This window comes from Aestuariivita boseongensis, from assembly GCF_001262635.1.
Classification (GTDB): Bacteria; Pseudomonadota; Alphaproteobacteria; order Rhodobacterales; family Rhodobacteraceae; genus Aestuariivita; species Aestuariivita boseongensis.
Genome location: NZ_JXYH01000024.1, coordinates 44,997 through 57,346 on the forward strand (window position 1 = coordinate 44,997; position 12,350 = coordinate 57,346).

A 12,350-nucleotide genomic window follows, 5' to 3' on the forward strand; every position below is an offset into this window, starting at 1 on the left:
GGCAGAACCGAAACCTGGGTGGCACCGCCAATGGCATGTGCATCCCGGGCAGTGAGGCAGACATGGCGGATATTGAGTACACAGCCGATGTGGACCAGACCCGTGCCGCGCCCGCGCAGGGCGGCGGCTTGGGCTTTGTTGCAAACCTGGCAGGGGCTACGATTTCCCTTGGGCTTCTGGTTGGTGTCGGGATCTGGGGATATAAACTGATGGTGCGCGACGTGTCCGGCGTGCCGGTGGTGCGCGCCCTTGAAGGCCCGATGCGCATTCAGCCGGAAAACCCCGGGGGCCGCCCGGCCGATCACCAGGGGCTTGCCGTGAATGCCGTTGCCGCAGCAGGCTCCGCCGCCGCGCCGGCCGATACATTGATCCTGGCGCCGCGTCCGCTGGATCTGAGCGAAGAAGACGTGCCCACCGCAGATCTGTCTCGCCCCGCCGCCCGTCCTGAAGCCGCGCCTGTTGCGCCCTCACGGCCCGCCACGCAAAAGGATGAGATCGAGGCGCTCGTGGCCCAGATCACCGAGAATGCCGCGGCCCGATCTGCGCCTGACCCAGCGTCGCAACCCAGCGCGCCAGAGATTGTCGCGCCTGAGCCGGTTGTTGTTGAGGCCTCTGCGGCTGCCGCCGCTGCGAACGATGCGACACCTGCGGTTGCCCGTGACGTGCCCGGCGTCGCCGTCTCCCTTCGGCCGCAGCTGCGTCCGGCAGGCGGACCGCCCGAAACCGTGACACAAGCCGCGTTGCAAAGCGCTGAGCCTGCGCTTGACATCGATCCGGCAGAGGTTCCGACAGGCACGCGCGTGGTCCAGCTGGGCGCCTATGAAAGCGGAGAGATCGCGCGCACCGAATGGGACAGGCTGGCCGTGCGCTTTGGCGATTACATGCAAGGCAAACGCCGCATCGTGCAGCAGGCCACCAGCGGCGGGCGCACCTTCTATCGTCTGCGGGTCCACGGCTTTGACGATCTCAGTGATGCGCGCCGGTTCTGTTCGGCGCTGGTGGCGGAAGGGGCCGATTGTATCCCCGTGGTCACGCGGTGAGGTTTGGCGCCACGATCCTGGACGCGGACGGCCTGCGCCTGAGCGCCGAGGAAAAGGCATTCTTTCGCGATGTGAACCCGTTCGGTTTCATCCTGTTTGCGCGCAATATCGACAACGCCGATCAGATCCGTGCGCTGTGTGATGATTTCCGCAACGCCGTGGGGCGCGACGCGCCCATCACCACCGATCAGGAGGGCGGGCGCGTTCAACGGCTGCGCGCGCCGCTGGCGCGGGAATGGTTGCCGCCTCTGGATCATGTGACGCGCGCCGGGCAGGGGGCCACGCGGGCGCTTTATCTTCGCTACAGGCTGATCGCGCATGAGCTGCACGGACTGGGCATCGACAGCAATTGCGCGCCCATGGTCGATCTGACCTTTCCTGACACTCACGATTTCCTGCGCAACCGCTGCTATGGCAGCGATCCCGACACCGTCAGCGCTCTGGGCCGCGCGGCGGCGCAGGCGCATCTGGATGGTGGGGTTCTGCCGGTCCTGAAACACATACCGGGACATGGCCGCGCGACCCTCGACAGCCATTACGCCCTGCCGCGCACCTCCGCCGCGCTTGAGGATCTTGAGGCGCGCGATTTCGTCCCCTTCAAGGCGCTGAATGATCTGCCTTTGGGGATGACGGCGCATGTGGTCTATGACGTGCTGGATGACAGCCCGGCCACGCTGTCGCCAAAGGTGATGGGGTATATCCGTAACAAGATCGGCTTTGGCGGGCTGATCATGACTGATGATATCTCGATGAAGGCACTTTCAGGATCGTTGACAGAGATTGCAAAGGCTTCTCTGGCCGCGGGCTGCGACGTGATCCTGCATTGCAACGGCACCCTGACCGAACGCGCCGAGGTCGCCCGTGCCGCCGGAGAGATGACGCAGGCCGCACAAGCCCGCGCCGAGGCCGCTTTGGACGCGCGGAAACCCCCCATGGATATTGACATTCCTGCCTGCGAGGCTGAGCTTAAAACGCTCATGGGCGGGCAGGTATATGGCTGAAAACATCTTTGAAGAAGACGAGGTGTCGGTCGCCGAACGGATGGCGGCGGAACAGCTTGTCGTGGATGTCGACGGATTTGAGGGGCCGCTTGACGTTCTACTGATGTTGTCGCGCACGCAGAAGGTGGATTTGCGCAAGATCTCGGTCCTGGCGCTGGCGCGGCAATACCTGGCTTTCGTGGAACGCGCCAAGGCGCTCAGGATCGAATTGGCCGCCGATTACCTGGTGATGGCCGCGTGGCTGGCCTTCCTGAAATCGCGGCTGCTGCTGCCGCCCGATCCGGAAGAAGACGGCCCCTCGGGCGAGGAACTGGCCGCCCATCTGGCCTTCCAGCTTGAACGCCTGCAGGCCATGCGCGACGCCGCCGCCCGCCTGATGGCGCGTGACCGGCTCGGGCGGGATTTCTTTGCCCGCGGTGTGACGGAAGACGTTACGCGGGTCAAACGCGTGACCTATACCGCAACGCTTCTGGATCTGATGCAGGGTTATGCCCGTATCCGCACCCGCGACGATTTCCGCCCCTTCGTGATGGATCGCGAAGCGGTCTTCACCATGGAACAGGCTTTGGAACGGATGCGAGGGTTGATCGGGTATTCGCCCGACTGGACGGATCTGTCCGCCTATCTTCCCGACGGATGGGACGTCGATCCGGTCCGCCGCCGGTCTGCCACGGCCTCGACCTTTGCGGCCACGCTTGAGCTTGTGAAGGAAGGCCGGTTAGAAATCCAGCAAAGCGAGACATTCGCGCCCATCAGGCTGCGCAGCAAGGATAAACCCCAGTGAGCAACGAAGCCGAACAAACGGTCGAAGAAAGCCTGTTCGAAGCCCCGCCCATGGCCGAACAGGAACGTATGGTTGAAGCGATCCTGTTTGCCACCGCCGAACCGATCACCGTGCGCGAACTGCAGGGGCGCATGCCCCATGGCTGCGACGCGGCCGAGGCGCTGGTGCATCTGAGCAAACGCTATGAAGGGCGCGGCGTGCGCGTGGTGAAGGTGGGCGACGCCTGGGCGATGCGCACCGCGCCCGATCTGGGTTTCCTGATGCAGAAGGAAACGGTCGAGACGCGCAAACTCAGCCGCGCCGCCATCGAGACGCTGGCGATCATCGCCTATCACCAGCCCGTCACCCGGGCCGAAATCGAAGAGATCCGCGGCGTGTCGGTCAGCCGCGGCACCATCGACCAATTGCTTGAGATGGAGTGGATCCGCTTCGGCCGCCGCAAGATGACGCCGGGCCGGCCGGTGACCTTCGTGGTCACGCAGGATTTCCTGGATCACTTCGGGCTGGAAAACGCGCGCGATCTGCCTGGGCTCAAGGAACTTCGCGCCGCAGGACTGTTGGAAAACCGCCCACCCCCCGGATCCATCGCCGCGTTGGGCGCGGATGATGAGGACGAAGAAGAGATCGACGGCGACCAATCCGAGCTTTTCGAGGATTAATCGTCAGAAATGCCCTGAAATCGTCAAGATTTCTTGCTATATCACTGGTGAGAGCAGGAAAGGGTATCAGCGATGAACGCGAACCAAATCATCAACATGATCATCCGCCGGGTGATGCGCATTGCCGTGAATAAAGGCGTGGATATGGGCATCCAGGGTGCCTCGAGCGCTGCAAAGAAGATGCGCAACGGGAAGAAAGCGCAGGGCGATGACGTCTATATCGACGATTACGGCAACCCCGTGCACCGCAAGGATAACTCGCGCGGCTAAGCGCGTTTTGCACTGACTGACATGTGACCGGGCCAGACCTGCAGGTGTGGCGCGGCCTCAGCCGTCTTTGAAGGCCACGACACGGGCATGGATGTAATCCATCGCGTGCCCTTCGGGCTCTGCCGCCACGGCATCCTCATAGCTTTGATAGAACCGGTCGATGATCGGCGCGATCTCTTCCGCAGGGCGCGTGCCGCTGAGGCCTGCGACAAAGGTGGGTTCTGACCAGGATCTGAGCGTCGGAATATAGTCCTTCGCAAAGCGCGCCGCGTCCTTGTGATCTTCGGTGAAGCTTTGCTCAAAGGGGCAGCGGGTGTGCAGCGTGCCGATCTCTTCCAGCCGCAGACCGGCTTTGTAGACGGGGTTATCCGTGTTGCGGAAGGGTGCTGCGAATTCTTCGACCGTGCGGTAATGCTGCGGGAAATTCGTGGCGCGGTACTCGTCTTCGGTGATGGTGCCGTCTTCGACCAGAGCGCGCCACAGACGCGCGAACATGTCGAACATCGACTGCCCGCCGGTATGACCCAGATACCGGCCCTGTTCATCGATCCCGAAATTGTACAGCACCAGCCGTCCGCCGGGCGCGAGTTCCTGCGCGCGGGCCAGCAGAAAGGCCTCCCAGTCGCGGGCGCCCTGCGCCCTGAACGCGTCGCGAACCGCGCCCGTTGAACCCACCATATGCACGTGATCGGGGATCTGCGCCGGCGTTTCCGATATGTAATGGCTGGCCGTCGCCGAAAAGCCCAGGTTCAAAGTGCCGGGCGGCACAATCGGATGGTGAAAGGACGTGGCCGACGCCATGATGTAAAGGTTGTCGATCTTGTCCGCGTAAGAGGGCAGATCGGTCAGCCCATGCACGATTTGGAAGAGCTGGCTGAAATCGTTCTTCGGCAGATCCGTATAGGTCAGCTGGAGCGCGTGCCCGGGAAACTCCGCGCGCAGATCGCCCAGCACAGCCCCCCACATGTCAAGCGACGTGCCGCCATCCGCGCAGCCCATATCGGTGAAGGTGATCGCGCCGGTCTGCGTGCCCAGATCCTGCGCGGCAAGGGCCGCTTTGACCACAGGGATCGCACCGGTGATCACGTTGCGCGCGCCCACAGTGGCCTGGCTGTAATATCCAGCCCCCTTCATCGCCATGAATCGGCTGGTATCGTCCGCCATCCCGTATCCTTTCCGCGCGCCCCGAATTTTCGAAAATTCGGACCCCGCTTCACATTCCTGGTGCGCCAAGGATTTTCGAAAATCCTTGGCCCCCAGTCTAACCGGGCTTTGCCATGCGGCAAGCGGGATCAGGCGGGCATGCGGAAATGTTTGGAGAGTTTCAGCCCCTGGCCCTGATAATTCGACGCGATGTCCTGACCGTAAAGCTGATCGGGAATTTCGCTCATCTTTTCATAGACAAGCCGTCCCACGATCTGACCGTGCTCCAGAACGAAGGGCGCTTCGTGGCAGCGCACTTCCAGAACGCCGCGCGACCCGGACCCGCCTGCGGCGTCAAAACCGAAACCGGGGTCGAAAAAGCCAGCGTAATGCACGCGGAATTCACCCACCATCGCCAGATAAGGGGCCATTTCCGCTGCGCAATCGGGCGGAATGGCAATCGCTTCGCGGCTGACCAGGATATAGAAGGCACCTGGATCCAGGATGATCCGCCCGTCGCGAGTGCGGACCTCTTCCCAGTAATCCGCCGGGTCGTAATGGGCGAGTTTCGACAGATCGACCACGCCGGTATGCGGCTTGGCGCGGTATCCCACCAGATCGCCCTGCGCCGGTTTCAGATCGACCGAAAAACCCAGCCCGTCCGAGATCACCGGATCGCCATTGACGATGGGCGTGCGCGCGTGCACCGCGCGCAGTTCGGCATCGCTCAGCAGGGTCTTGCCCTGCCGGAAGATGATCTGGTTCAACAGCTGGCCCGGTTGCGCCACCACGGAAAAACTTTGCGGGCACAACTCGGCATAAAGCGGGCCATCATAGCCCTCGGGCACTCGGTCGAACTCCACCCCCTGATCGGTGATCACCCGCGTCATCAGATCTAGCCGCCCGATCGAGCTTTTGGCCGATGCCGCCGCCGTCATCCCCGAAGGCAGGGTCAGACCCTCCATCAGCGGCACCACGTATACGCAGCCCTTTTCCAGCACCGCACCGCCTGTCAGCGGCACCTTGTGCATGGTCAGATCCTCCAGACGCTCTGCCACCGTGGACGCGCCCGGCAGGAACGATGCGCGCACACGGTAGGCGACATCGCCCAGCCGCAGGTCAAGCGAGGCGGGCTGGATCTGGTTGTCGAGAATCGGGTCAGTGGCGCGGATGGCGCCGCTTTGGATCATCTGCCGGATCTGGCTGTCGGCCAACACGCCGGTTCTCATCGCGTCCATCCCCCATATGTCAAAGCCGCCCGCCGGATGTCCGGACGAGCGGCTTTGAAATTGGTCGGGCTAGCAGGACTCGAACCTGCGACCTTCCGTCCCCCAGACGGACGCGCTACCAGGCTGCGCCATAGCCCGACTTGCCAGCGTTCATACTGGTTTTGGCATCGGGGGCAAGGGGGAATTCGTCCAAACACGTGATCGGCGTGCGCTTCTGCGATCCGGGACTAGGCCCCGGCCTCGGCCATCCGGTCACGCAGAACCGCAAGCCGCCCAATCAGAGGGGCAAGGGCCCTGGCGGCATCGCTGTCCACCGCGTTCAGACCGGCCAGATGGCTCAGCGCTCCGGCGGCCGCGGTGATCTGGTCATCCGCGGGCGGATCGGGCGCATCGACGATATCGGGTTTCTTTGCCTGGGCCTCGGTCGCGCCGCCCATGGGTTGCGTCAGGAAAGCAGGAAGCGGGGAAGGGGCCTCGGGCTCAGGCGTCGTTGCCGGCGCAGGAGGAGCTGTAATGGCAGGTTCGGCCGTGGCAGCCTCTTCCGGGCGTGCGTTGAAACGGACGACGTTTTCGCCAACCTCCTGCTCAGCGGCAGTCTCTGCCGTGCCGTCTAGATCCTGGGAAAATCCCGCCACATGCGCCACGCCTTCCTCACGCAGCAGTTTCTGCACGCCCTTGATGGTCATGCCATCATCGTGCAGCAGTTTCTTGATGCCCCCCAAAAGCTGCATGTCACTGGGGCGGTAATACCGTCGCCCGCCGGCACGCTTGACCGGTTTGACCTGGCTGAACTTGCTTTCCCAGAATCGCAGAACATGGGTCTGAACACCCAACCATTCGGCCACTTCGCTGATGGTGCGGAAGGCGTCGGGTGACTTGTCCATGTGCGCGCCCCCTGGTTACTTCTTGTTCCCCGCGGCAACCCGGTCTTTCATCAGATGCGAGGGCCGGAAGGTCAGAACCCGGCGGGGCTGAATGGGCACCTCTTCGCCGGTCTTGGGGTTGCGGCCCACGCGGGCCGATTTCTCGCGCACCGAGAAGGTGCCAAAAGACGAGATTTTCACCTGTTCCCCGCGTACCAGCGCATCCGACATGTGGTTGAGCATCGATTCAACCAGCTGAGCGCTTTCATTGCGTGACAGGCCCACTTCGCGAAACACTGCTTCGCTCAGATCCATACGTGTGAGAGTCTTTTCGCCCATGCCAATCCCCTGGTTTTGGACGACGATAGGGTCTGAGCGCTTTGCGAGTCAACAACCGTATCCCGCAAGGGTTTGAATTTGCGGGGTTTCGCGCGTTACCAGCGCAGAACGACCGCCCCCCAGGCCAGCCCGCCGCCGATGGCCTCGGTGACGATCAGGTCGCCCGGCTTGATCTGGCCGCGTTCCTTGCCCACTGACAGCGCCAGGGGGATCGACGCGGCAGAGGTGTTGCCGTGGTCCTGCACGGTCACGACCACCTTCTCCATGGGCAGGCCCATCTTCTTGGCGGTGCCCTGAATGATGCGGATATTGGCCTGATGCGGCACGATCCAATCCACGTCGTCACTGGTCAATCCGGCTTTTTCCAAGGCTTTTTCGGCGGTTGCGGCCAATTTCTCAACTGCATGGCGGAACACCTGATTGCCCTGCATGCGCAGATATCCGGTGCTTTGGGTCGATACGCCGCCATCGACATACAGCAGGTCCTTGTACCGGCCGTCCGAATTCAGATCGGTGGACAGGATACCCCGGTCGTCGGACGTGCCTGCGCCTTCCTGAGCCTCAAGCACCAGCGCTCCGGCCCCGTCACCGAACAGCACGCAGGTGCTGCGATCGGTCCAATCCATGATCCGGCTGAAGGTTTCCGCGCCAATGACCAGCACGCGTTTGGCCTGATCGGACAGAATCAGCGCATTGGCATTGGCCAGCGCATAGGCAAAGCCTGCGCAAACCGCCTGCACGTCGAAGGCAAAACCGCTGGTCATGCCCAGCTCGGATTGAATCATCGTGGCGGCAGAGGGGAAGGTCAGATCAGCGGTCGAGGTAGCGACGATCACCGCGTCGATATCTTCCGCGTTTAACCCGGCGTCCTTCAACGCGTTGCGCGCCGCCGCAGCCCCCATATCCGAGGTGGTTTCACCTTCTGCCGCAAAATGACGCCGTTCGATGCCCGAACGCGCGCGAATCCATTCATCGCTGGTGTCCAGCGTTTCCTCGAATTCTGAATTGGGAACGATCCGTTCCGGGAGGTAGTGGCCTACGCCTACCACGACCGCACGTCGTGTCATCGGGTTGCCTGTCCTTTATTCGTCTTGCTTTTGGCTGCCCGGATTGTCCCCGTCTCCGGTCTGCGCCTCGCTATCCTGAGCAAGAGCTGCGGCAGATGCAACCCGTGCGGCCAGCTTTTCCGAAAACCCGGACTGCGCAAGCTGGAACGCCAGCTTGATCGCGGCGGAAACACCGGTCGCATCCGCACCGCCATGGGATTTCACAACGGTGCCGTTCAGGCCCAGGAACACGCCGCCATTCACACGTCGAGGATCGATGCGTTTCTGCAGCCGTTTGAGCGAGGTCAGCGCCAGAAGCGACGCCAGCCGTGACAGCGGCGTGTAACGGAACGCCTCGCGCAGCAGCGTGCCGATCAGGCTGGCTGTGCCTTCGCCGGTTTTCAGCGCCACATTGCCGGTAAACCCATCGGTCACGATCACGTCGCAGACGTCACCGGGAATATCGCCGCCTTCGACAAAGCCCACAAAGTCGAAATTCGCCTTGTCGGCAAAGGATTTGATCAGCTCATGCGCCTCTTTCAGCTCGGGCCGGCCCTTATGCTCTTCGGTGCCCACATTCAAAAGCCCGATGCGGGGGCGGTTCAAGGCCAGCCCGTTGCGCGCATAAGACGCGCCCATCAGCGCATATTGCAGCAGGTCCTGAGCATCGGCGCGGATATCGGCGCCCACATCCAGCATCACGTTGAAGCCCTGCGGATTGCTCGACGGCCAGAGAATCGCGATGGCGGGTCGGTTCACGCCCGGCAATCTGCGCAGGCGGATCATGCTCAACGCCATCAGCGCACCGGTATTGCCGCAAGACACTGCCACAGGCGCCTCGCCTTCGCGCACCGATTCCAGGGCCGACCACATGGACGTGCCCTTGCCATTGCGCATGACATGGCTTGGCTTGTCTTCCATCGTGACCACGTCGGTGGCGTTCACGATGCGCACACGTTCCGCCAGACCGCGCTTTTTTTCGACCAGCGGGCGCAGCTCGGCCTCGGGGCCGTGCAGGATAAACGCGATATCGGGATTTTTCTGTGCGGAATACGCAATGCCCGCGACAACAGCCGCGGGCCCGGCGTCTCCGCCCATGGCATCGACCGAGATGGTGATCCGTCTGCGGTCTGCCTGTCTATGCTCGGGCGAAGCCGTCATGCGTAAGCCCGTGAGGAAGCGTCTTAAGCCGCGTCTTCGTCCAGATCGATCTCATCAACCTGTGCGATGATCTCTTTCTCGCCGTAGTGGCCGCAGGCGGCACAGACGTGATGCGGGCGCTTCAGCTCACCGCAGTTGGGGCATTCGTTCGGGTTTGCGGCAACCAGCGCATCATGCGCACGACGATTGTTGCGACGCGATTTCGATACTTTGTTCTGTTGGACAGCCATGTCTCAACCTATCATGTTTGGGCCATCAGACGTCCCGGTGGACGAAAGCGGCGGGATTTCGATGTCATTTCCGTTGCGGCGTGACGCGCGTTTAGGCCAAGGCCCGTCCCGTGTCCAACCCTAAATCCGGTGAAGGCGCGAAAATACGCAGATTCTTTTATTCCGCAACCGGTTTTTTCGATGAAATTTCCGGGCGGTGGAAAGCGGCCTAATCCTCCTTCTTGGCCAGCTGGTCGCGCAGCGCGGCCAGACCTGCAAAGGGGCGCATATCTTCGTCGCGCAGGGGCTCTTTGCCCGGTTCGGTCACCACGGTGTCCGCGGGATCGGCCCCGTCCACGCGCGGATAGGCCGGGATATTCAGCGCCAGCGCCTCGGTCAGCACTTCCATCAGGTCGATCTGGGTGGGCAGCGGCTCGACGCTGTCGTCTTCGGGCATTTCCACCTCCGTGCCGTCCGGCTCGGTGAAATCGGCCTGGTAAAGCCGCGTGACAGGCTCATCAATCCGCGTCGTGACCGGTTCCAGCGTGACCACGCAAGGCTGCACGACGGTGGCCCCCAAGGTTGCGGTCAGCCGCCAGTCGGTTTTGCCCTGCGCCGCAATCTCGCCCTCGAAGCGCAGTTTGCGCAGCGCGCTCAGCTCAAGCGCGTCGGCAATGCGGGCACAGGCCGCTGCATCGGGCACTATGTTAAAGCGTGTGGGACGCCGCTGAGGCAGGTCAGCCACGCGAAAAACGGTCTGAGGCCGGTCGGGTGAAGACATGGTGAACACTTTCGTTTCTTGAACAGACGGCATTCCTTCTGTAATCGGGATAAAAGCCAGGACAGAGCGAGGCAAGAGGCGAGACATGGTATCCACAGCACCCACTTTGCGGCGGATGGCCAGATTTGGTCTGACCCTTGTTCTGATCGGCACATTGTCGGCCTGTGCAACCACCTATCGCAATCACGGCTATGTCCCGTCCGAGGATGAACTGGCCGAGGTGATTGTCGGCGTCGATACCCGCGATACCGTGGCCGAAACGGTTGGAACGCCGTCCTCCAGTGGGCTTCTGAGCGACGGGGGCTATTACTATGTCCGATCGCGCGTACGCCATCAGGGGCTGCGCGAACCCAAGGTGGTGGAACGCCAGCTGGTCGCCATCAGCTTTTCGTCCAACGGTGTGGTCGAAAATATCGAACGCTATGAACTGGAAGACGGCCAGCCCGTCCGCCTGACCCGGCGCGTTACCGAAAGCTCGATCCGCGATCAGGGCCTGATCCGTCAGCTTTTGGGCAACCTGGCCAACTTCAACCCCGGTCAGTTCCTCGAATAATCCCTGCTGGCGTCATGCGCGCGTCATGGCTTGTGCGCCAGAACCGGCCTGCGTAGTGTTCTGTCAAACAGGCATGGGGTCGAACATGCAACCACAGTTGCCGCCGCTTCAGCGTGGGCGCTACCTTGCCCGCCTGGCAGAGACCGCCACCGATCTGGCTGCCGCGCAGGCCTTGCGCACACGGGCTTTTCACACAGATCATCCCGACAGCGACCCGTTTGACAGCATCTGTGCCCATGTGCTGATCGAGGACACGGGAACAGGCCGGATCGTGTGCTGTTTTCGGATGCTTGTTCTGGATGGCGGGGCCGAGCTGGCCCGCAGTTACTCTGCACAGTTCTATGATCTTGAGGCATTGCAGGGCTTTCCCGGCCGCATGGTCGAAATGGGCCGCTTCTGCATCGACCCGGATTGCCCCGACCCGGACATCCTGCGCGTGGCCTGGGGCGCGATGACCGCTTTTGTCGATGAAAATGGGGTGGGGATGCTGTTTGGCTGTTCGTCCTTTGCGGGGACGGAAACGGCCGAGTATCTGGACGCCTTCGCGATGCTGCGCGCGCGGCATCTTGCGCCGAAACGCTGGCTGCCACGGGTGAAGGCGCCTGATGTGTTCCGCTTTGCCGCGCGGCTCAGGCGCAAGCCGGATGTGAAAAAGGCGATGCTGCGGATGCCGCCCTTGCTGAAGACCTATCTGGCGATGGGCGGCTGGGTCAGCGATCATGCGGTGGTCGATCGCCAGATGAATACGCTGCATGTCTTCACCGGGGTCGAGATCGAGGCCATACCGCCCGCCCGCAAACGGCTGCTGCGCGCGGTGGCCGGCTGAGCTTTGGGGTATTTGCAGCCAGAAAGAAGCAGGGTTTCTTGACCTTGCCACGGACCGGCTATAGCTGCGCGTCATGGCCCGTGTACCCCTGCTCCAGCTTAACGATATTTCGCTGACCTTCGGCGGAGATCCCGTTTTCGACGGGTTGGACGCGGTTGTGCAGCCAGGCGACCGCGTGGCGCTTGTGGGGCGCAACGGGTCGGGCAAATCCACGCTGATGAAGGTGATGGCGGGTCTGATCGAACCGGATCGCGGGCAGGTGATCGTGCCGCCGGGCCAGTCCGTGGGCTATATGGAGCAGGACCCGGATATGAGCGGGTTCGCGACACTGGGCGATTTCGCGGCGCATGGGGTGGAGCCGGGCGAGCTTTACAAGGTCGAACGCGCGGGCGAGGGGCTGAAGTTCGATCCGGCGCGCCCCGTGGCGACCGCCAGCGGCGGGGGAC

The 12,350-nt window shown here is 62.6% G+C and carries 16 protein-coding genes and 1 tRNA gene; 8 read left to right on the forward strand and 9 right to left on the reverse strand.

The features are described 5' to 3' along the window. The first annotated feature begins 62 nt into the window (after positions 1-62). The 5 genes from TR61_RS11000 (at position 63) to TR61_RS11020 (ending at position 3,754) form a co-directional block, all read left to right on the forward strand. Entirely contained in the window at positions 63-1,040 is a 978-nt protein-coding gene (locus tag TR61_RS11000; RefSeq protein ID WP_082181939.1) for an SPOR domain-containing protein, read from the forward strand. Continuing rightward, positions 1,037-2,041 carry a beta-N-acetylhexosaminidase gene (nagZ, locus tag TR61_RS11005; RefSeq protein ID WP_050930041.1) on the forward strand — a complete coding sequence of 335 codons (1,005 nt, stop codon included), beginning with the start codon at positions 1,037-1,039 and terminating at the stop codon, positions 2,039-2,041. Before TR61_RS11000 ends, nagZ begins: the two co-directional genes overlap by 4 nt. Continuing rightward, complete coding sequence (locus TR61_RS11010; protein WP_050930042.1) at positions 2,034-2,825, forward strand: segregation and condensation protein A; 792 nt, start codon at positions 2,034-2,036, stop codon at positions 2,823-2,825. The genes nagZ and TR61_RS11010 overlap by 8 nt, the downstream gene beginning before the upstream one ends. Before the next feature lie 50 nt (positions 2,826-2,875). Then, entirely contained in the window at positions 2,876-3,484 is a 609-nt protein-coding gene (gene scpB / locus TR61_RS11015; RefSeq protein WP_050930055.1) for an SMC-Scp complex subunit ScpB, read from the forward strand. Positions 3,485-3,556: 72 nt separating this feature from the next. Continuing rightward, the gene (locus tag TR61_RS11020) at positions 3,557-3,754 is read left to right on the forward strand and encodes a hypothetical protein (protein ID WP_050930043.1); all 198 of its coding nucleotides are present in this window, start codon (positions 3,557-3,559) and stop codon (positions 3,752-3,754) included. Positions 3,755-3,811: 57 nt separating this feature from the next. On the opposite strand, the gene TR61_RS11025 is transcribed toward TR61_RS11020, so the two are convergent. The 9 genes from TR61_RS11025 to TR61_RS11065 form a co-directional block, all read right to left on the reverse strand. Continuing rightward, complete coding sequence (locus TR61_RS11025; protein ID WP_050930044.1) at positions 3,812-4,918, reverse strand: class I SAM-dependent methyltransferase; 1,107 nt, start codon at positions 4,916-4,918, stop codon at positions 3,812-3,814. Positions 4,919-5,046: 128 nt separating this feature from the next. Beyond that, positions 5,047-6,126, reverse strand: coding sequence for a 2'-deoxycytidine 5'-triphosphate deaminase (locus tag TR61_RS11030; protein WP_172676967.1), 1,080 nt, complete (start codon positions 6,124-6,126; stop codon positions 5,047-5,049). 61 nt (positions 6,127-6,187) lie between these two features. After that, positions 6,188-6,264 (reverse strand) — tRNA-Pro (locus tag TR61_RS11035). Positions 6,265-6,353: 89 nt separating this feature from the next. Next, positions 6,354-7,010, reverse strand: coding sequence for a MerR family transcriptional regulator (locus TR61_RS19675; protein ID WP_082181935.1), 657 nt, complete (start codon positions 7,008-7,010; stop codon positions 6,354-6,356). A gap of 15 nt (positions 7,011-7,025) precedes the next feature. After that, entirely contained in the window at positions 7,026-7,328 is a 303-nt protein-coding gene (ihfA, locus tag TR61_RS11045) for an integration host factor subunit alpha (protein WP_050930046.1), read from the reverse strand. Between the two features lie 95 nt (positions 7,329-7,423). After that, positions 7,424-8,395 (reverse strand): beta-ketoacyl-ACP synthase III, encoded by a 972-nt coding sequence (locus TR61_RS11050; protein ID WP_050930047.1) that lies wholly within the window; start codon positions 8,393-8,395, stop codon positions 7,424-7,426. Positions 8,396-8,410: 15 nt separating this feature from the next. Continuing rightward, positions 8,411-9,535 carry a phosphate acyltransferase PlsX gene (gene plsX, locus TR61_RS11055; RefSeq protein ID WP_050930048.1) on the reverse strand — a complete coding sequence of 375 codons (1,125 nt, stop codon included), beginning with the start codon at positions 9,533-9,535 and terminating at the stop codon, positions 8,411-8,413. Between the two features lie 23 nt (positions 9,536-9,558). Continuing rightward, positions 9,559-9,765, reverse strand: coding sequence for a 50S ribosomal protein L32 (gene rpmF, locus TR61_RS11060; protein ID WP_050930049.1), 207 nt, complete (start codon positions 9,763-9,765; stop codon positions 9,559-9,561). A gap of 208 nt (positions 9,766-9,973) precedes the next feature. After that, a complete protein-coding gene (locus tag TR61_RS11065) occupies positions 9,974-10,525 on the reverse strand; it encodes a YceD family protein (protein ID WP_050930056.1) in 552 nt (183 codons plus the stop codon). 85 nt (positions 10,526-10,610) lie between these two features. On the opposite strand from TR61_RS11065, the gene TR61_RS11070 reads away from it, so the two are divergent. The 3 genes from TR61_RS11070 to TR61_RS11080 all read left to right on the forward strand — a co-directional run. After that, positions 10,611-11,078, forward strand: a complete 468-nt coding sequence (locus tag TR61_RS11070) for an outer membrane protein assembly factor BamE (RefSeq protein ID WP_050930050.1) — start codon at positions 10,611-10,613, stop codon at positions 11,076-11,078. A gap of 85 nt (positions 11,079-11,163) precedes the next feature. Further along, positions 11,164-11,904, forward strand: coding sequence for a GNAT family N-acetyltransferase (locus TR61_RS11075; protein ID WP_050930057.1), 741 nt, complete (start codon positions 11,164-11,166; stop codon positions 11,902-11,904). Between the two features lie 73 nt (positions 11,905-11,977). After that, a partial coding sequence (locus TR61_RS11080) for an ATP-binding cassette domain-containing protein (RefSeq protein WP_157440892.1) occupies positions 11,978-12,350 on the forward strand: 373 nt, incomplete at its 3' end.